The 19,564-nt window shown below is 59.2% G+C and carries 14 protein-coding genes and 1 riboswitch; of the genes, 6 read left to right on the forward strand and 8 right to left on the reverse strand.

Annotated features, from left to right (window positions below; translation table 11 throughout):
* Positions 1-383 precede the first annotated feature (383 nt).
* From ACFFSY_RS12865 to ACFFSY_RS12875, 3 genes are read right to left on the reverse strand one after another with little or no spacing between them, the layout of a single operon-like run.
* Positions 384-983, reverse strand: a complete 600-nt coding sequence (locus tag ACFFSY_RS12865) for a ferric reductase (protein ID WP_377494448.1) — start codon at positions 981-983, stop codon at positions 384-386.
* Between the two features lie 25 nt (positions 984-1,008).
* Entirely contained in the window at positions 1,009-2,088 is a 1,080-nt protein-coding gene (locus tag ACFFSY_RS12870; RefSeq protein WP_377494450.1) for an FAD:protein FMN transferase, read from the reverse strand.
* Positions 2,089-2,090: 2 nt separating this feature from the next.
* The gene (locus ACFFSY_RS12875; RefSeq protein WP_377494452.1) at positions 2,091-2,522 is read right to left on the reverse strand and encodes a hypothetical protein; all 432 of its coding nucleotides are present in this window, start codon (positions 2,520-2,522) and stop codon (positions 2,091-2,093) included.
* Positions 2,523-2,955: 433 nt separating this feature from the next.
* Between ACFFSY_RS12875 and pyrH the strand changes: the two genes are divergently transcribed.
* The 5 genes from pyrH to ACFFSY_RS12900 all read left to right on the forward strand — a co-directional run bounded on the left by pyrH (position 2,956) and on the right by ACFFSY_RS12900 (position 8,202).
* Positions 2,956-3,708 (forward strand): UMP kinase, encoded by a 753-nt coding sequence (gene pyrH, locus ACFFSY_RS12880; RefSeq protein ID WP_377494454.1) that lies wholly within the window; start codon positions 2,956-2,958, stop codon positions 3,706-3,708.
* Between the two features lie 229 nt (positions 3,709-3,937).
* Positions 3,938-4,384 carry a LytTR family DNA-binding domain-containing protein gene (locus ACFFSY_RS12885; protein WP_377494456.1) on the forward strand — a complete coding sequence of 149 codons (447 nt, stop codon included), beginning with the start codon at positions 3,938-3,940 and terminating at the stop codon, positions 4,382-4,384.
* Complete coding sequence (locus ACFFSY_RS12890) at positions 4,381-4,791, forward strand: hypothetical protein (protein ID WP_377494458.1); 411 nt, start codon at positions 4,381-4,383, stop codon at positions 4,789-4,791. Before ACFFSY_RS12885 ends, ACFFSY_RS12890 begins: the two co-directional genes overlap by 4 nt.
* Positions 4,792-4,978: 187 nt before the next feature.
* Positions 4,979-6,004: an NADH:flavin oxidoreductase/NADH oxidase gene (locus ACFFSY_RS12895; protein ID WP_377494459.1), complete on the forward strand. Its 1,026-nt coding sequence runs from the start codon at positions 4,979-4,981 to the stop codon at positions 6,002-6,004.
* A 332-nt stretch (positions 6,005-6,336) separates the two neighbouring features.
* Entirely contained in the window at positions 6,337-8,202 is a 1,866-nt protein-coding gene (locus ACFFSY_RS12900) for an LTA synthase family protein (RefSeq protein WP_377494461.1), read from the forward strand.
* A 619-nt stretch (positions 8,203-8,821) separates the two neighbouring features.
* On the opposite strand, the gene kimA is transcribed toward ACFFSY_RS12900, so the two are convergent.
* Positions 8,822-10,648, reverse strand: a complete 1,827-nt coding sequence (gene kimA, locus ACFFSY_RS12905) for a potassium transporter KimA (protein WP_377494464.1) — start codon at positions 10,646-10,648, stop codon at positions 8,822-8,824.
* A 165-nt stretch (positions 10,649-10,813) separates the two neighbouring features.
* A riboswitch (cyclic di-AMP (ydaO/yuaA leader) is annotated at positions 10,814-10,989 on the reverse strand.
* 284 nt (positions 10,990-11,273) lie between these two features.
* Here kimA and ACFFSY_RS12910 point away from each other — a divergent pair.
* Positions 11,274-12,077, forward strand: coding sequence for an SDR family oxidoreductase (locus ACFFSY_RS12910; RefSeq protein ID WP_377494466.1), 804 nt, complete (start codon positions 11,274-11,276; stop codon positions 12,075-12,077).
* 113 nt (positions 12,078-12,190) lie between these two features.
* Here ACFFSY_RS12910 and ACFFSY_RS12915 read toward each other — a convergent pair whose 3' ends face one another.
* The 4 genes from ACFFSY_RS12915 to ACFFSY_RS12930 all read right to left on the reverse strand — a co-directional run bounded on the left by ACFFSY_RS12915 (position 12,191) and on the right by ACFFSY_RS12930 (position 19,558).
* A complete protein-coding gene (locus ACFFSY_RS12915; RefSeq protein ID WP_377494468.1) occupies positions 12,191-14,557 on the reverse strand; it encodes a response regulator in 2,367 nt (788 codons plus the stop codon).
* A 24-nt stretch (positions 14,558-14,581) separates the two neighbouring features.
* Positions 14,582-15,412: a CheR family methyltransferase gene (locus ACFFSY_RS12920; protein ID WP_377494470.1), complete on the reverse strand. Its 831-nt coding sequence runs from the start codon at positions 15,410-15,412 to the stop codon at positions 14,582-14,584.
* 7 nt (positions 15,413-15,419) lie between these two features.
* Positions 15,420-19,121, reverse strand: a complete 3,702-nt coding sequence (locus ACFFSY_RS12925) for a response regulator (RefSeq protein ID WP_377494472.1) — start codon at positions 19,119-19,121, stop codon at positions 15,420-15,422.
* Between the two features lie 104 nt (positions 19,122-19,225).
* Positions 19,226-19,558, reverse strand: a complete 333-nt coding sequence (locus ACFFSY_RS12930; protein WP_377494474.1) for a YflT domain-containing protein — start codon at positions 19,556-19,558, stop codon at positions 19,226-19,228.
* Between the last annotated feature and the right edge of the window lie 6 nt (positions 19,559-19,564).

A 19,564-nucleotide genomic window follows, 5' to 3' on the forward strand; every position in this document is an offset into this window, starting at 1 on the left:
GCCGCACGACGAGCAATAGTGACACTGAGCTCACTATTGGCCGAGGAAACGGGCGCCCGACGAGCAATAGCGGCGCTCAGCGCACTATTGGCCGAGGAACTGGCCACAGGGCGCCAAATAGCGGCGCTCAGCTCACTATTGGCAGAGAAAACGGCCGCGCGGCGAGCAATAGCGACGCTCAGCAAACTATTGGCCGAGGAATCGGCCACACGGCGAGCAATAGCGACGCTGAGCTCACTATTGGCCGAGGAACCGGCCACCCGGCGAGCAATAGTGACACTGAGCTCACTATTGGCCGAGGAACCGGCCACCCAGCGAGCAATAGCGACGCTCAGCACACGATTAGCCGAGCAACCGTCCGTGCTCCAGGCGCAGCCGCCCGCTCAAGATATCGACCCTTTGCGGCCCAGTCTGGCTGTCTCGCCGCGGCTGCCTTTCCCCGTGCTCGTGAACGAGCGGTATGTGGCGCGAACGAGCGTAGCGAGCACCACCGCGCAGGCGGACAAGGCGTAGAACCACTGAGCGGCCAAGCTGCTGCTGTCCGTTCCCATGAAGAAGCCGTGCACGAGCGACATGACGAAGGCTGGGTATGCGCTCAAATGGAGCAGGAACCAGAGCGGCCTCTTCAGCTTGCCGCGCAGATCTGTAGACAGAATGATGAGCAGCAGCAAGTAGAAGCTGAGCGTCCCAAGGCCGGAGAGGACGGGGCGATGGGAGGCGGTGAACGGGAGGAGCAGCATGCTCCAGCTATACGGCACATACGTATCGATGACGGTCAGTATGCCATGTCCCATGCCGAGCGCTGCGCCGCCGATCGTCAGCGTGGAGTGTGTTTTGTACAGACGCTTCTTAACCGGTGCGCTCCAGAACGGAAGGCTGTAAAGAATGCCGAGGCAAATCCCGGCCGTAATCGCGGCGAACGACAGCAAGCCGAGCGCCCGTATCGTCTCCCACCACGGCAATGCCAAGAACGAAGCAATCATGTTGTATCCCTCCTGATGTTGACTGTCAATAAAGCCACGGGATATCCGACCCGGCGGCGGCCTGCCAGCGCTCTTCCCGGCCCGGTGGGGTTGATCCGGCTGTAAGTCTCGCGCGCCCGTCCGTGGTGAATGCGAGGACCTCGCAAGCCGAGCCGGCTCGCCGCATCCGAGCCGTGCCTTCCGCGAAACCAAGAATGCAGACGATTTTCGCCCATACCTCGCATTCGGTCGCCGTCGCACCCGCAACCGTGCACTGCACGACGTCGCTGTGGCTGGCGCGCATCGTGGCTGGATCGATAAGATGGTGGTGCGCAGCGCCATCCGGGGAGTTCCAGGCGCGGCCAAGCACGCTCGAGGTGGCGGCTGCGCGGTAAGCGCCGCTCAGCCGCAGCGTTCCCCAATTTCGGATGGGATCCCAAGGATGTTCAATCCCCACGGCCCAAGCCTCCTGATCGCCAGGTACTCCCCACGTCGTCAAATCGCCGCCTGCGTTAATAAGGCCGCAAGTAATTCCGAGCCGACGAGCGAGATAGTCGGCGAGCCGCTGGACTGCCCAGCTCTTGACAATGCCGCCGAGGTCGATCGCGCCGCCTGATGGGAGCGTCGCCGCCTTCATGCCGCGATCGAGCCGAAGCGCGGAGACCGGCGAGTTGATCGGCGCGGATTCATCAGCGCGCGGAGCCGCCGAGCCACTCGCGCGTTCTTCTCGGGAGGAGGCTTCCCCGGATTGTCCGCATACCTGCTCGAAGCTGACGTCATACCCCGACCGGGTAAGCGCCTCCAGCACGAACGGAGAGAATGTGCCTTCCGTGACGCGGCCGTACAGTTCCGCCAACGCCAGCACTTCGAGCATCGTATCCGAGATCATCGTCGGCCGGCCGGCGGCGCGGTTCAGCAGGCTTAGCTCGCTGTCTTCGCGGAAGCGGCTGAACCGCTGCTCAGCGAACCGGAACCAGTCGACCGCGGAAGCTTTGGCCATGGCAGCTTGGGCGTCGTCGCCGCGGATGCGCAGGCTGACGGTCGTATTCATGGCGCGGAAGCGAAAATCATGCAGCCGTTCCGCGGTTTGGGTGAGATCTGCGGCTCGATCTTCTGTCCTCGGCATCGTCATGACCTCCCCGTCCGGGCGGCATCCCCGGCAGCGCCTGTTCCCCACGTCTCGGTACCGGTAGCCTCACCGCTGCCGCTCGCTTGCCATCCTTGCCCACCGCTGTCGCCGCTGCTGTTCGCTTGCCATTCTTGCCCGCCGCCCCGGCTGCCGAACCCGTGGCCTCCGTGCGCCCGTCGGCCCGTGCTGCCCGCATCGCTTTCGCTCGAAGATGCGCCGCCATCTTCTTGACGCGCTCCCTGGCCGTCCGAGAGCCACTCCTCCAAGACGCGATCTTGGTCGTTTTCGACGGTTGCCGTATCGGGGACTGCCGCGTTTTGGGAGACAGCTGCCTCGTAATCTGGACTTGATTTGATCACGTGAAATAAGAAAGCCATGCCCGCCGTTCCGGCCATGGCGATTTTCCATTTGAACCATTTATCTTTCTTCATGCGAATAGGCCTCCTCTAGGGGTGTCGCGTCGTATGTGAATCGATGGAATGGCTTTATTATCGCGCGCAATCCTGAGTAGATTCTGAGTCGAAACTGAAAGTAAGCTAAATGTATTTCCCGCGCGTAGGCCTGGCCGTGCCTCGCTAGGACCAATCGCCCAATTCGGCGGCGGGCCGTTGCCTTTTACCGGCGGATGCGGTATTCTCTTGCAAAGAACATTTGGGAGGGATGGGAAGATGAGGAAGTTGGCGTTCGGGAAGCACAAGGCCGCTTTCGCTATTCCCTTTCCCCAATGAGACACCAAGGCCTATCGTGGCTTTGGTGTTTTTTTACGCCGCCAAGGAGGGCGAATATCAGCTCGACTTGCGCGGCTTGCAGCAGGGCGCAGACATCGGGGAGCTTCGTTCAAAGTCCGGGAGGTGCAGGCGAATTATGGTCAAATACAAACGTGTACTCATCAAATTAAGCGGTGGCGCGGTTGCCGGCGACGGCGGCTCGGGCTTCGATCCGGCGCGGATGAACCGCATTGCGGACGAAATCATGTCGGTACTGGAGCTGGGCGTCGAAGTGTCGGTGGTCATTGGCGGGGGGAACATCTTCCGCGGCAATCTGGCCGACAATTGGGGCATCGAGCGGGCGGAGGCGGACAATATCGGGACGCTCGCGACCGTCGTGAACAGCCTTATGATGCGCGGGGTGCTGAAAGCCAAGACGAACCGGGAGGTCCGGGTCATGTCGGCGGTTCCGATCTCGTCGGTGGCCGAGCCCTACATCCGGCTGCGCGCGATTCATCACCTCGAGAAAGGGTACATCGTCATCTTCGCCGGCGGCAACGGCCAGCCGTTCGTGACGACCGATTATCCGTCCGTGCAGCGGGCGATCGAGGTGAACAGCCAGGCGCTTATCGTCGCCAAGCAGGGCGTCGACGGCGTCCTGACGGGGGATCCGAAGAAGGAGCTGCATCTGCGCAAATTCCGGACGCTGCATTACGACGATGTGCTGCGCCATGACTTGAAGGTGATGGATCAGTCCGCGTTCATTCTGGCGCGCGACTATCGGCTGCCGATCCACGTCGTCGGCTTCGATACGGCGGGATCGCTGCGCGCTGTGTTGGAAGGGCGCGAGGCAGGCACGCTGATCAGCAGCGAGAGCGAATTGGCTTACGACGACGAGCTGCCTGCGTAGGCTAGTCCGCTGCGAAATGCGGACACGGCGCACGCCTCGACGCGGCTTCGCGGCCACCGCACGAATGAAGCGAAACCCAATTCCCTTCGGGGAGTTGGGTTTTTTGGCGTGGGTCGGCGTGGATCGGGCACGGATTGCAACTAACCGACAACATTGTGCAAGAAAGCGAAAAAAGGTAGTTTTGACCATTCGCGGCTTATATGATGGGTTTGAGAGGAGGCACCACCCAGTGAAAGTCATATTCGGAACGGACGCGAGCTTGGAGAAGCGGCTCGCCAAAATCATCACCAACCCCGCCGAACAAGCGGATTGGAGCAAAATCGAACACGCGCTCCGCGGCATGGAACAGAAGATCGTCGTCCTCAACGCGAAGAACGGCCGCAGCGTCGAGGTCGCGCGAAGTACCATCGCGGTCATGCAATCGGAAGATCGGATGTGCAGCGTACGTCTGATCACCGGGGAGATGTTTCTATTGAATAAACGGCTCAAATACGTGGAGGACGACCTCGACCCGGCGGAGTTCCTCAAAATCAATAATCAGACCATCATCAACACCCGATACATCCAGGAGTTCTTCTCCACCGAGCACGCGCGGGTGAAGGTCGTCCTCGAGGATCAGTCCAGCTATTTCGTCAGCCGTCACTATATGAAATCATTTAGGGGGAAAATCCAATGATCAAAGAATTGAGAGAATCTTTTTTTCAAACGTTTACGTTGACGTCGCTATGGGTCACGCTGCTGCTGTCCCTGTTCTACAAGGATCAATCGGTCACTACGTCCCTATTGTGGAGCGCCGCGGGCATTGCCTTGATCTTGGCCGTCTTGTACGGGATGCTGTACAACGTTTTGTGGAATTACTTCACCTTGAAGCCGGTGTGGAACATTCTGATTTCGTCGACGATTAATATCGCAGGCGGACTTATATGCGTGTGGCTGTTCTCCAAGGAAATGTACGACAGCGTAATCGGATGGTGGCCGGGCATGCTGGTGTTGTCCTTCGTGCTGCACACGGCGGCCTTCTACTTCTACGCTAAATCGGACAGCAAGCGGAGGGCCGACGAGCTAAACAAACGCATCAAGTAGGCTGATCCCGGAAAGACTGCTCAAGCGGCGGTCTTTTTGCGTTTTGCCTGGTATGATCCTGCCGTAACTGTCCGTACGGCGCAGTTGCCGACCGGGAGCGTTGTACTTTATGCTCGACATCGTGTACAATTCTAAATATTAATAGGTAACTTACAAATATTAATTGAGATAGGAGTGTCGCTTTCTCATGCCATACTTAGATCAACCGTTCACGCTGGGTAATCTTACGCTCAAAAACCGGATCGTCATGCCGCCGATGTGCCAATACGCCGTCGAGGCGAAAGACGGCATCCCCAATGAATGGCACTACGTCCATTACGTCTCCCGCGCGATCGGCGGGACGGGACTTATTATTATCGAAATGACCGACGTCGAGCCGGACGGCCGCATTACCGATCATGATCTTGGTCTATGGTCGGACGAACAAGTCCCGGCCTTCGCCCGCCTCATTAAGGAATCGCAGAAGTACGGCGCCAAAGTCGGCATCCAGATTGCCCATGCCGGGCGCAAGGCCGAAGACGCGGCGCAGCCAGTCGGTCCCTCGGCGCTGCGCGTCGACGAGAACTTCAAGGTGCCGCGCGCGTTGACGAAGGACGAGATCGGCGCTATGGTGACGAAGTTCGCGGACGCCGCACGGCGTGCGGTCGAAGCCGGCGTCGACACGATCGAGCTGCACGGCGCCCACGGCTATCTGATTCACCAGTTCCACTCGCCGTCCATCAACGATCGGACGGATGAATACGGCCAAGACAAGGCGCGCTTCGGCGTAGAGGTCATTCGCGCAGTGAAGGCCGAGATGCCGGAAGGCATGCCGCTCATCCTCCGCGTGTCGGCGATCGAATACATCGACGGCGGCTACGACCTGAGCGATCTGCTGCCGGTGCTTGCGCAGTACAAAGCGGCCGGCGCCGACGCGTTCCACGTCAGCACGGGCGGGGAAGGACCGGCTGGCAAGCGCAAGCCGGGCAATTATCCGGGCTATCAGGTGGCGTTCGCGCGCGAAATCAAGCAGGCGCTCGGGCTGCCGGTCATCGCCGTCGGCAACCTCGACGATGCGAAGCTGGCCGAATCCGTCGTCGCAAGCGGCGATGCGGATCTGGTCGCGGTCGGCCGCGGGATGCTGCGCGACCCGTACTGGGCGTATCATGCGCTGCGCGCCAATGGCGAGACCCGCCGGGGCATTCTGCCGAAGTCTTACTTGCGCGGCGAATAAGCCCGTGCCAAATAGCGGCAAAGCGGCGGTCCGATAACGGTGCCGCTCACGGTGCCGATATCGGCGGTTCTGGCGAAATGCCGCATGCCGCGCAATCGGTATCATGCAGCGCCGCCGCTGCGTATACCCCCATCTGGGGAGGCTGCCCTTGTCTGCGATACTAACCATGCTCCTGCCAGGGGCATGGTTTTTTTGCTGTCTTTGCACGCTATTACCAGCGGATGGAAGCGGTATTTCCATTTTGACATCAGCCCACGGCGGGCGCATAATATACAATGTTATTCGGTTTACTGGCGGAAGGCAGATTGTTTGGGGGATAGGGAGGTGCGATCATGTCCTTATCGACGACGCATCGTCTGATAAGCACGCGACCGTTCATATTTTTTACGATTATTATGCTCATTAAAGGGTATTTGGCTTGGCACGTCATCTTTGACACGACGCCGACTTGGCAGCCGCTCGTCACGGAGCTGCCGTTCTGCTGGCTGGCGTTTTGCTTGCTGGAGTGGTTCGCATCCAAGCGCAAGCTGATCTATTACATGGCGCTGAACCTGCTGTTTACGAGTATTTTCTTCGCAGTCATTATGTATTACAAATATTTCGGCGTCATCGTGACGTACCATGCGCTGGAGCAGGTGAATCAGGTGACGGCGGTCAAGGATAGCGTGTTCGAGCTGCTGGACCCGTATTTCTTGTTCATCTTCACCGATATTATCTTGATTCCGCTGCTCATCTACCGGAGCGCGAACCATCGGCTCTGGCGGCACCGGAGCGCCCGCAGATTGAACCGCGGCACCGTAGGGGTCTTGTTCATCGTCTCCGCGGCGCTATGCCTGCTCAACATTTGGCCGAACCGGGCCAGCATGAACGAGATCAAGCAAGCCGAAGAGATGGGCATTCTCAACTACGAGGCGTTCACGGTAGCTGATCAGCAGGACGAGACGATCGTCGCGGCGGATCAGATTACGCAGGATGCGATCGACGCGATGAAAGGCATCCAGGAGCCGGCGTCGCCGAATTTGACGGGAGCGGCCGCAGGGCGCAACGTCATTATCGTGCAGATGGAGGCGTTCCAGAACTTCTTGATCGACTTGAAGATCGAAGGTCAGGAAGTGACGCCGAATTTGAACAAGCTGGCGCGGGACAACTTCTACTTCCCGCATTTCTTCCAGCAGGTTGGGCAGGGCAATACGTCCGATGCGGAATTTGTCGTGAACACGTCGTTCTACATCCCGCCGCACGGCGCGGCGACGATGCAGTATGCGGACAAGGCGCTGCCGAGCATGCCGAAGCTGTTGGAGGCCAGCGGCTACGAATCGTACAACTTCCACACGAACGACGTAGCGTTCTGGAACCGGGAGAATTTGTACAAGGCGCTCGGCTTTACGCACTACTATGACAAAACATTCTTCACCGAAGAAGATAAGGTGTTCTTCGGCGCATCCGACGAGGTGCTCTACCGCAAGACGGCGGAGGAGTTGAAGAAGAAGCAGGACGCGGGCACGAAGTTCTACGCCCACGTCATCTCGATGACGGCGCATCATCCCTTCTCCATTCCGGAGGAGAAGGATAAAATCAAGCTGCCGGAGCGTTATCAGGGCACGTTCGTCGGCGATTACATTCGCGCGCAGAGCTATGCCGACTACGCGCTGGGCAAGTTCATCGAGGAGCTGAAGGCGAGTGGCGTGTGGGAGAACAGCATCCTGCTCGTCTACGGCGACCACCTGGGCCTGCCGAAGTATTCGCTCGACAGCGACGATAAGGCGCTGATGGAAGAGATCTACGGCCGGGCGTATACGTATACCGACATGATCAACATCCCATTCATTATCGCCGGCGACAACGTAACTTATCCTTCTCGGCAGCAGCAGATCGGAGGCCAGTCGGACGTCATGCCGACGGTGATGAATTTGCTCGGCATTTCGATCGAAGATCATGTTCACTTCGGGCAGGATTTGCTCAATCAGAAGACGTACAACTTGCTTCCGCAGCGCTATTATTTGCCGTCGGGCTCGTTCCTGAGCGGGCAATCGCTCTATATCCCGGGCGTCGCGTTCAAGGATGGCCTAGAATATCCGCTGACAGGAGATGGGGCGAAGCCGGTCGAGACCGTCACGCAGCAAGATTACGACAACGCGCTCAAACTGCTGCAGTATTCGGACAGTTACGTTCAGCAGCTGCCGGACCGTCAAGAGTAGGGGGCCGACGTTGGTTTGAGCCCGTCAATACAACAAATACAACAAGAAAGCAGGGTGCCATTGCGGCCCCTGCTTTCTTGTTGTGTAGGCAATTATGCAGCTGATCATTTTGGGTTTGAAACGTAAAGCGGACGAAAGCTTTGTCCGACAGGACAATCGCGGGCTTACCCCGAAAGGACACTTCGAAGACGGCCGCGTAACGAAAGACGGTATATCGGGTTGTCCTAAGCGTTTTCCGGCGGAAAGCGTGCTTCGGAAGCATACGCTGAGCCGGGGCCCTATGGTTCCCCTCGGCGGAGAGTAATGCTGTCATGTTAAGGAAAAACGTCCGGTGAAGCCACATAGGCCTAAAGTTGACAGGCTTATGTCTTAGGACTGACTTCAGGCCCACAGAAGCTTTGTCCGCAAGGACAAAAGCGTGCCATGCTCAAAAGCAAACCGCCGACCACCAAACGACCGCGCTTTCGCGAAAAGGGGAGTCCAGAGGGCGAAGTCCTATGGTTCCCCTCGGCGGAGGGGGAAGGGGGAGGGAGCAACAAAAGTGGGGCCCAAGGGGCGGATTCCCTTCTTAACCTGATAGCATTACGGCGGAGGGGGAAGTGAAGGGGGGAGGTCCCCCCTACTTCTTCAAATGGTACGGCACCGTTGTCACAATCACGTCGCGCCGGTACAGCAGATGGGCGCGGATGAGCAGACTGGACTGGTTATGCAAAATATTGTGCCAGCCTTTCTTCGGAATGAACTGCGGGATGATGACGGTCACCTGCACATTCATCTCGCCCGCTTTGCGCTGTACCGTATCGACGAATTTCGTCAGCGGCTGGATAATGCTGCGGTACGGGGAGTGCAGCGTAACAAGCCTAACGTCCGGCTGCCACTGTTTCCATTTCTCCTCGAAGGCTGCCTCGTCCTCCCGCTCGAACGGCACGTAGACCGCGATGATCTGCTCCGGTTTCAGCGATTTGGCGTAGCGCAGCGAATTCTCCACGACATGGGTAATGCCCGCCACCGGCAAAATAATCACGTTACCCTCGACCGTAATGGGTGGCTCGCACGTCGATAGCCGTAGTTGATCACCAACGGCATCGTAATGTTTGCGAATGTTGCGGAACAGCATAATAATGAGCGGCAAGAACACTAATACGGGCCATACTTGCCAGAATTTCGTGAGGAAGAACATCAGCGTCACGACGAGGCAGATCAGCGCGCCGATCCCGTTAATCGTCAGTTTGAGTCTCCAGCCCTCCGGCTTCTGCCGTATCCACTTGAGCATCATGCCGGTCTGCGACAGCGTGAACGGAATGAAGACGCCGACCGCATACAGCGGAATCAGGTGCTCGGTCTGGCCGTTGAACACAATAATAAGCAGGATCGACGACAAGGCCAGCATGAGAATGCCGTTCGAATAGCCGAGGCGGTCGCCTCGCACGGTGAACATCCGCGGAATGAACTTATCCTTGGCGAGACTGACCGCGAGCAGCGGGAACGCGGAATAGCCGGTATTGGCGGCCAGAATCAGAATGAGCGCCGTCGTGCCTTGGACGAAGAAGTACATGGCATTGCGGCCGAACGTCTGCTCCGCGATCTCCGAGACGACGGTTACCTGGGGGTGCGGCGTAATGCCGTAATACCAGGCCAGGAAGACGATGCCCGAGAATAACAGCGCCAGGAGCAAGCCCATCGCGGCGAGCGTCTTCGCGGCGTTGTTGGGGGCGGGCGCTTTGAAGTTCGGGATCGCGTTGGAGATCGCCTCCACGCCCGTTAGCGCGGAACTGCCCGAGGCGAAAGCCTTCAGCAGCAGGAAGAGACTGATACCCGCGACAGGCGTGCCGATGGATGCGTGAAGCTCCGGCGGCACATGGCCGCTGGCGATATCGTAGAGGCCGACGCCGATCATGATGAACAGCGCGAGTACGAACAGATAGACCGGGTACGCCAGTACCGAAGCGGATTCGGTCACCCCGCGCAAGTTCAGAATCGTGATGAAGATGACGAACACGATCGCGATCGGCACGGTATAATCGTGCAGCGACGGGAACGCGGACGTAATCGCGTCCGTGCCGGCCGATACGCTGACCGCGACCGTCAGAATGTAGTCGACCAGCAGCGAGCCGCCGGCTATGAGTCCGGGCCAGATGCCGAGATTCTCCTTGGAGACGACGTAGGCGCCGCCGCCGTGCGGATAGGCATGGATAATTTGCCGGTACGACAGAATGAGCGCCGTTAGCAGCACCAGCACGCCGATCGCGATCGGGATCGAGTACCAGAACGCGATGGCCCCGGCCGCCATCAGCACGATCAAAATTTGCTCCGGTCCGTAAGCGACCGAGGAGAGCGCGTCGGAGGATAGAATCGCCAGCGCCTTCGTCTTGTTCAATTTCTGTTCGCCGAGCTCTGTCGACTTCAAGGGCCGCCCGATTAATAATCGCTTAATTGCGGTAAACACGCGCTTTCACCACCCGAAAGAATCATTGTATTGTCTTTACCCGTGCCCACGCGCGTCCCAAAACCTCTTTTTAAAGGTTAGGTTCTTCACCTTGGACGCGTTTTATGAAACGCCAAATAACGCAGAGGTAAGACCCCTGCGTTCACGGTGCGAACGATGAGTGTTAGACCCCCTCTAATGACGCTTACGAGGTTAGCTGTCGGATTCGGGCGGTTAGAGTCGCCCTACGGCCGCCGCGCTTCTTGCGCGAGAATGGCCGATTCACCCCGGTGAGCGCCGTGTGGCGGCGTTCACGATTGGTTCCCCCGTTCTCCTGTTCGGAGATTCAGCGATGCTGGTTGCTAGTACGGAAGCTATCATACTCCCGGGAAGCGCTGCATGTAAACGGACGCGGAATCGTGCGTTGGGGCTTGGATGGCGATATTTGGCTGGGGGCAGCGCTTACATGAGCCGTTATCGCAGCGAAGATCCGTTTATCGCGGTTATTGTCGCGTTTTCGACGATATCAGGCGGCAAGACCTATAACGCGCGCTTGTCCGTTCGCATAGACTTTCATGTTTTTGGGAAATACCAAACGGGTATTAAGTGGAAGCACAGTCAAGTTAGCGAGGAAGGGGCATGTGGCATGGCACAAGCAAACGGGCAAGGCAGGGTTCAAGGGAAAATCGCGCTCGTAACCGGTGCGGGATCGGGGATCGGACGCGCTGCGGCGTTGCGGCTGGCTGAACAAGGCGCCAAGGTGGCGCTGCTCGACCGGGAAGAGGAACGCGTCGCAGCCGTGCTGGCGCGCATCGAGAAAGCAGGCGGCGAGGCGATCGCGATCGGCGCGGATATTTCGAGCAACGACGACATGGAGGCCGCATACCGGAAGGTAGCGGACAAGTGGGGGCGGCTGGATATCGTCTTCGCTAACGCGGGCATCAACGGCGTGCTTGCGCCGATCGAGACGATGACGCCAGAGGAATTCGGCACGACGATCGACATTAATCTCAAGGGGACGTTCTTTACGGTGAAGCACGCCATTCCGGCGTTGAAGGCACAAGGAGGCAGTATCATCGTCACCAGCTCGATCAACGGCAACCGCGTCTTCTCGAACATCGGTTTCAGCGCATATAGTACGTCGAAAGCCGGACAAGTCGCGTTCACGAAGATGGCTGCGCTTGAATTGGCCAAGTTCGGCATACGCGTCAACGTGATTTGCCCGGGCGCGATCACGACGCATATCGACCAGAACACGGACCGCAAGCCGGAGCTTGCCGAGGTGACGATTCCGATGGAATTCCCGGAAGGCGACCAGCCGCTTGAGGACGGGCCTGGCAAGCCGGCGCAGGTGGCGAATTTGGTGCTCTTCCTGGCCTCGGACGAATCCAACCACATCACGGGAACGGAAGTGTACGTCGACGGCGCGGAATCGCTGCTGCGAGGGTAAGCAGCATAAGCGAGGCCTTGCATGCTAGCTGCGGTGTACATGGAGTTCCGAACGAAAACGAAGGGCTGTTCCGTTCGTCGTCTTGGAGACGCGTGCGGAACAGCCCTTCTTGTCTAGGAGGTGGAAAGCAGACGGTAACGCTGCAGCAGCCGCTTGACGGCTTCGAACTGCAGCGGTTTGGCCAGGAAGTCGGCCATCCCGGCTTCCAAGCAGCGCTGGCGGTCAGCGGGGAGGACGTTGGCCGTCATGGCGACGACGACGGGCGAATGCGGCGGTCCGCTCGCGGCGAGAACCTGGCGGGTCGCCTCCAAGCCGTCCATGACCGGCATGCGCATATCCATCAGAATGAGCGCATACCGGTTCTCGGCTGATTTGGCCACGGCCTCGCCGCCGTCCGCGGCCACATCGGCGCAGATGCCGAGCTTCTCCAGCATGCCGATCGTCAGCCTCTGATTGATCTCATTGTCGTCGGCAACTAGCACCCGAGGCGCCCCGCCGCCGATCGCCGGTTCGCGCTCATCCGGCAAGACCTCGAGGCTGCAGGATAACTCCCGGTTGCCGGACTCGAACAACGAGGCGAAGCTGATCTCCGGAATGCGCGAAGGCAATCGGCCGTCCAAGCCCGTACGCTCGGCTCTGGCTGACAGCCTGCCTGCGTTCTCAGCTGCGGCGCCTGCTGAATCGGAGCCGGCGAAGCTGGCGTCTTGATCGGCCGCGCCTGGATTGGGCATCGGGATATCGACGGCACCCATTAGGGACGCCGCTGCAGGATTCTCCAACGCCTTTACGACCGATTCGGATTCCGACAACGCGTCATGGAACCAGCCGGGCTGAGTCATCCAGGGCGTCAGATCGGTACCGTTATCCTGACGGCTGCGTTCGTCCTCACTGTATGGCTTGACGGTCACCGTGAAGCGGAAGGTGGCGCCGGCGGCTTCGTTCGTCTCGACGTGAATCGTCCCGCGCATCAGCTCCACGAGGTTTTTGCAGATCGCAAGGCCAAGGCCGGTTCCCCCGTATCGCCGGGTAAGCGACGTATCGACTTGCGAGAACGGCTGGAAGAGCAGCGGCAGCTTCTCTTCCGGAATGCCGACGCCCGTATCATGGACGGCGAAATGCACTTCGATCGCGTTCTCGTCCATGCGGCCGAGCCGCGCCTCGACGCGAACGGAACCCTGCGGCGTGAATTTGACCGCGTTGCCGACCAGGTTGATGAGCACCTGACGAAGCTTCAGCCCGTCGCCGATGACGATCTTGGGCAGACCCGGGTCCAGCTCGTACGCCAGATGAAGGCCGAGCTGCTTCGTCTTGGCCGTGAACAGCTCGAACGTCTCCGAGACGATGAGGTCCAGCTGGAACGGCATCTCCTCGACTTCGAGCTTGCCGGATTCGATCTTCGCGTAGTCGAGAATGTCGTTGATGACTGACAGCAGCGCGTCGCCGCTCTTGTGGATGATCTGGGCGTAATCCTGCTGCTCCGACGACAATCCGGTCTCCAGCAGCAGCTCGGTCATGCCGAGCACGCCGTTCATCGGCGTGCGAATCTCATGGCTGACCATCGCCAAGAAGTCGGTCTTCGCGCGGGCTGCGATCTCGGCCGCATCCTTGGCCTTCATCAGGTCGAGCTCGAACTGCTTACGCTCGGTCATATCGCTGACCGTACAGGCGTAGATTCGCTCGTCGTCCACTGTCGCGACGCCGACTTGGATCTCCGCCGGGAAGCGGCTGCCGTCTTTGCGAAGGGGCGCGAGCTCCACCCGTTTGCCTGTCGGCAGGCTAAGCGCCGCATCCGCGTCGGATTCCTTGAAGCTGCCCCCCTCGAAGCAGGGAATGAGCTGCTCGATCGGAGCGCCGATCACCTCGCTCTCCTGATAGCCGAACATGGCCGTCAGGGCAGGATTCACGGCCAGAATGCGCCCTTCGCCGTCGAAGGTCACCATCGTATCGCTGCTTGTCTCTTGCACGACGCGCGCCAGCGCTTGCGTCTTGTTCAGCTGGTAGGCGGTGCGCATCAGCTCGCGGTTCATCTTCTCCAGCTCCCGCGTCTTCTGATGGAGCAGCTCGGTCTGCAGCTGCAGCGTCTTCGTGCCGATGTACATCCGTACGAAACCTTCGATCTTCGTCCGCAGGATCTGGGGAACGAAAGGCTTAAGCATATAGTCGATCGCGCCGACCTCGTAGCCGGTGAAGAAGTGCTCCGATTCCTTGCTGGTGGCGGAGATGAAAATAATCGGCGTCTCGCGCGTCTTCTCTCTCATCTTAATCAAGCGCGCTGTCTCGAAGCCGTCCATCTCCGGCATCTGCACGTCCAGCAATATAACGGCGAACTCTTCCCGCAGTAAGTTGCGCAGCGCTTCCTCGCCCGAGAGGCACTTGACCAAGTTGTAATTCAAATCGCCGAGAACGGCCTCCAGCGCGAGCAGATTGTCAGGGTGGTCATCCACGAGCAGGATGTTAATGGGTCCGTCGTATGTTACCATCGCCTTCGCGTTCACCTGCCTCTTCTATTTCATCTTCCGGTACAGCCTGCTGTGGGCGTCCAATTCTTCATAGGCGTCCGCGTGTCTCGTGAAGTTGATTGATTCTTTGGTGCCGAGCGCGAGCACCCCGAAGGTGCTGAGACTGTCGTACAACAGGCTGTGCACGTGGTTTTGCAGCTCTTTATTGAAATATATCATAACGTTGCGGCAGAAAATGACATTGAACTCGTTGAATGAGCGGTCCGTGACCAGATTATGCTGGGCAAAGACGATATTCGCCTTCAGCTCCGAATGGAACAGGACGGAGTCGTAGCGCGCGGTATAATACCGGCTGAATGCGTCTTTGCCGCCGGCCTCCATATAATTGCGGGTGAACGTCTGCATCCGGTCGATAGGGAATACGCCTTCCCGCGCAAGATCGAGCACGCGTTCGTTCATGTCGGTCGCGTAAATGCGCGTTTTGTCGTATAAGCCTTCCTCTTTGAGCAGAATCGCCATCGAGTAGACTTCTTCGCCCGTCGAGCACCCCGCATGCCAGATCCGGATGAACGGATACGTCCGCAGCAGCGGCACGACATGCTGGCGGAAGGCGAGGAACACCTCCGGATCGCGGAACATCTCGGTGACGTGAATCGTTAAGTCGGCCAGCAGCCGGTTCATCGTCTCGCGGTCGTGCAGCATCCGCTCGGTGAGCGCCGTCACGTTCGGCAGCCGTTCCGCGTGCACGCGGTGCCAGATGCGCCGGCGGACCGACGAGAATGCATAGTTGCGAAAATCATAGCCATACAGCTGGTAGAGTCCCTCGAGGAGCAGCGTGATCTCGATCCGCTCCCGTTCACTGGTCCCGCTGTCCATCCAATCGTTATTTATATAACCACACCCTCATTAATGACAGCAGTTGATCGATATTGACCGGCTTGGCGATATAGTCGGATGCGCCGGCCTCAATGCATTTGTCGCGGTCTTCTTTCATGGCCTTGGCCGTAATGGCGATAATCGGCAGCTTCTCGTAAGCCGGATTGGCACGAATGCGCCGCATCGTCTCGTATCCGTCCATCTCCGGCATCATCATATCCATTAGAATCAGCTGCGCGCCCGGGTTCTTCTCGAGCGCTTCGAGCGCTTCGAGGCCGTTCTCGGCAAAGCTTATATTCATCTTATACCCTTCCAGCGCGCTGGATAACGCAAAGACGTTGCGAATGTCGTCGTCGACGATCAGAATGTCCTTGCCCTCGAATATCGCCTCCACGCTGTGAAGCTGGCGCAGCACGTTGCGTTTGTCTTCGGGCAGATCAGCCACGACCCGGTGCAGGAACAGCGTCGTTTCGTCGAGCAGCCGCTCGGGAGACTTCACGTCTTTAATAATGATCGTTTCCGCGTATTTCTTCAACTGCAGCTCTTCTTTCTTCTCCAGCTCGCGGCCGGTGTAGATGATGATCGGCAGATCACGCAGGCTCTCGTTGCGCCGAATGGCATCCAGCAGGGCGAAACCGGAGATATCCGGCAATCCCAGATCCAGCACCATGCAATCGTAGTGCTGGGCCGACAGTTCTTCCAGCGCGGCCTTGCCAGTCGAGACGGCCTTGATGACGACGTCGTCGTGGCCAATCAGTTCCATGATGCTCGTGCGCTGCGCGTAATCGTCCTCCACGACGAGTAGATGCTTAAGGTCCCGCTCCAAGAACGTTTCGATCTGGCCGAACAGGGCATCGAGCTTCTCTTTGGCCGCCGGCTTCTTCAAATACGCGATGGCGCCCATGGACAGCCCTTGCTGCACGTCGTCCATCATGGAGATGACATGGACCGGGATGTGGCGCGTATCCGGATCGTGCTTCAGGTGATGCAGCACGGACCAGCCGTCCATGACCGGCAGCATGATATCGAGCAGAATCGCATCCGGCGTATACGTCTTGGCGCAGGCGACGCCGTGGTCACCCTGGAGGGCGACGATTCCCTTGAACCCGCGGCCGCGCGCGATATCGAGCAGGACGCGGGCGAAGTTGGCGTCGTCCTCGACGATGAGCACGACGCGATCTTCCAGGCCGATTGCTTCCCGGTCGTCATCGATGCGTTCAGCTTCCGGTTGCGCCAAGGGCTCTGGCTGCGGCGTCTCGGAAGCCGGCGCGGCGAGCAGCGCCGCCGCGCCCGGCAAGATCGCATCTGCTTTGGCCATGACGGCCGCCGCGCTATCGCGCTCTGTTGTTGCCGTCGGATCGGCGACGTGGAACTCCGGCAGCAGCAGCGTGAACGTGCTGCCCTTGCCCTCGCTGCTCGCGAGCGTGATGCCGCCGCCGAGCAGGCCGGCCATGTCGCGGCTGATCGCAAGGCCAAGGCCCGTGCCGCCGTAGATGCGGCTGGTCGTGCCATCGACCTGTTGGAACGCCTCGAAAATAATATCCTGTTTATCCGGCGAGATGCCGATGCCCGTGTCGCGTACGTCGAAGGCGATCATTCTTCCGGCCTCGTGCGTCTTGCCGAGCCCGGCCGCTTCCTCCGCCGACGCTAGCCGCGCCGTCAGGACGACGCCGCCGCGGTGCGTGAATTTGAAGGCGTTGGAGAGCAAGTTCTTGAGCACTTGTTTCACGCGGTGGCTGTCCGTGTACATCTCTTTCGGCACATCCGTCGCCAGCTGCACGTCGAAGCTGAGATCTTTTTGCTGGCCGATCGGCGTGAAGCTGCGGCGCATCGCCGACAAGATATCCGAGATCGGGACGTGCTCGGTGACAAGGTTCATTTTGCCCGCGCCGATCTTAGACAGATCCAGAATCTCGTCGATCAGCTTCAGCAGGTCGCCGCCGGCGGAATGGATCGTGGTGGCGAATTCGATCTGCTTACCGGTCAAGTTGCGCTCCTTGTTGTCCATGAGCATCTGCGACAGGATAAGCATGGAGTTTAGCGGCGTACGCAGCTCGTGCGACATATTCGCCAGAAACTCGGATTTATATTTGGACGCGAGCGCAAGCTGGACGGTCTGCTTCTCCAGCGCGTTCTTCGTCTTCTCGATCTGCTCGTTCTTCTGTTCCGTCTGGCGCATCTGCAGCTCGAGCAGGTGGGACTTCTGCAGAAGTTCCTCGTTGGTCTGCTCCAGTTCTTCATGCTGGGACTGAAGCTGCTCCTCGGACTTCTTGAGCGCCCGGGTCTGTTCCTCCAACCGGTCGTTGGAGCGGCGAAGCTCTTCTTGCTGGCTCATCAGTTCTTCGGATTGCGCTTGCATCTCCTCGCTGAGCGCTTGCGACTCGCGCAGCAGCTCTTCGATTCGGATGCGGCCGAACAGGTTATTCAGAATAATGCCGAGTGCCGCGGCCAGCTCGTGCAGCAGCTCGGTCTGGCGTGGATCGAACGCTTCGAAGGAAGCGACTTCGGCGACGCCGAGCAGACGGCCCTGATACATGACCGGCACGAGCAGCAGATGAAGCGGACGCGTCTCGCCCAGCCCGGACTTGACCCGGACATGGGAGGCCGGCAGATCGTCCAGCTGGATCGTCTCCTGCGAGATCGCGCATTGGCCGACGAGTCCTTGGCCGAACGCGAACGATTGCTCGAACAGATCCGGATCGTGCGGAGCATAAGCGCCCTGGAGCTTCAGCCGGTTCTCATCGCCGAGCCCGTCGCGTATGTAGAGGCCGCCGTACGTCCCGCCCGTGATCGGGACGATCTGATCGATGAACAGCTTCGCCAGCCGTTCGAGGTTTTGCTCGTTCTGGAGCAGCACCGTGACGTTCGCGAGATTCGTTTTGACCCAAGCCTCGTCTTCGACTTTGCGATTGTAGGCCTGTTCGGCTGCCGTCTTCTCTTCGAGATTGTCGGCCAGCGCGTTGAAGGCCTTGGCGACCGTGCCGAACTCGTCGCCGGTCTCCGTCCGCTTGCGGACGTTCCGGTCCAGCGTGCCGTGCGCGTACGAGTGGATGAGCATGCTCAGGTTGTTCAGCCCTTTGGTTACGCCGGTCAGATTCCACAGCATCGTCGCGATGCCCAGGATTAGGCCGATGACGGAGGCGGTAATGAGCACCATGCGCGATTCGCTGTTCGCTTGGCGCGCGGCCGCGACGGCCGCATCCATTGCGCTCCGCTGGTAATTGGTCAAGGCGTCGATCGCATCGATCGTCTCGTTCTGGAACTGCAGCCCTTCCTTCTCGCGAAGCGCGATCGCCTCCTGGCTCTTGCCCTGCCGAATGAGCTCGACGACCTGCGTCTCGTAGCCGAAGAAGTGCTCGGCGGATCGCTTCACGTCGGCCAGCAGCGTTTGGCGGAGGTCATTCGTTACGCTATCGTCCAACTGGCCGATGCGTTCGCGCGCCATCGCCGGTTCGCCGACGAGCAATGCCTCGTTCTTGATCAGATTGGCGCTCGTCGGCATCGTCAGAATGTTGACCAACCCTTTGGCCGTATTCTGAACCGAGCTCTTCAACTCATAAGCGAGGATCAGCTTCTGGTATCGGTCGTCATACACCTCGTCCAGCTTCTCCCCCATGCGCGTCACGTTGTTCAGCCCGGTTATGCCCAAGAAGCCGAGCAGCAGAATGACGGCGATGAAACTGATGATCAACCTCGTCTTCGTCTTCACGTCTTTCGCTCACCTGCGTTCCTTTGTATGAAGTATAAATGCGCACATGCGAACAGGCCGCCAACCCTGACGGGTTTGCGACCATTCGCATTATGGTAGATCCGTTATTGTACGTTCGTGATGACGAGCAGCCGACCTTGGTCGAGCTCCTCTTCGTAGCGCTCAGCCTCCGATTCGGGAATGCCGATCGCTTGCAGCTTGGCGCGGATCTCGTCGCCTCGGGAGCGGAATACGTTCGCCATGGTCGTGAACGCGCCTTCCTCGGTCATGCCGATCTCGCTCGCGTCCGTGGCGCCGGCCAACGATTTGGTCTCGTCCCGGTCATGCGCCAATACGAAAATGTTGTCCTGGCGATAACCCCTGCGGTTCAGATCCCGGACCGCGTGCAGGGCATCCATCGCCGTCGTAACAATTTGAACGCTCGGTGTTTGCTGCATCGTCCA

This window comes from Paenibacillus aurantiacus, from assembly GCF_042431225.1.
Classification (GTDB): domain Bacteria; phylum Bacillota; class Bacilli; order Paenibacillales; family Paenibacillaceae; genus Paenibacillus_Z; species Paenibacillus_Z aurantiacus.

Excerpts from the sequence above, each read along its gene's own strand:
- ACFFSY_RS12865 (WP_377494448.1), bottom strand. The coding sequence starts at position 983 with ATGATTGCTTCGTTCTTGGCATTGCCGTGGTGGGAGACGATACGGGCG.
- ACFFSY_RS12870 (WP_377494450.1), bottom strand. The coding sequence starts at position 2,088 with ATGCCGAGGACAGAAGATCGAGCCGCAGATCTCACCCAAACCGCGGAA.
- ACFFSY_RS12875 (WP_377494452.1), bottom strand. The coding sequence starts at position 2,522 with ATGAAGAAAGATAAATGGTTCAAATGGAAAATCGCCATGGCCGGAACG.
- pyrH (WP_377494454.1), top strand. The coding sequence starts at position 2,956 with ATGGTCAAATACAAACGTGTACTCATCAAATTAAGCGGTGGCGCGGTT.
- ACFFSY_RS12890 (WP_377494458.1), top strand. The coding sequence starts at position 4,381 with ATGATCAAAGAATTGAGAGAATCTTTTTTTCAAACGTTTACGTTGACG.
- ACFFSY_RS12895 (WP_377494459.1), top strand. The coding sequence starts at position 4,979 with ATGCCATACTTAGATCAACCGTTCACGCTGGGTAATCTTACGCTCAAA.
- ACFFSY_RS12900 (WP_377494461.1), top strand. The coding sequence starts at position 6,337 with ATGTCCTTATCGACGACGCATCGTCTGATAAGCACGCGACCGTTCATA.
- ACFFSY_RS12910 (WP_377494466.1), top strand. The coding sequence starts at position 11,274 with ATGGCACAAGCAAACGGGCAAGGCAGGGTTCAAGGGAAAATCGCGCTC.
- ACFFSY_RS12915 (WP_377494468.1), bottom strand. The coding sequence starts at position 14,557 with ATGGTAACATACGACGGACCCATTAACATCCTGCTCGTGGATGACCAC.
- ACFFSY_RS12920 (WP_377494470.1), bottom strand. The coding sequence starts at position 15,412 with ATGGACAGCGGGACCAGTGAACGGGAGCGGATCGAGATCACGCTGCTC.
- ACFFSY_RS12930 (WP_377494474.1), bottom strand. The coding sequence starts at position 19,558 with ATGCAGCAAACACCGAGCGTTCAAATTGTTACGACGGCGATGGATGCC.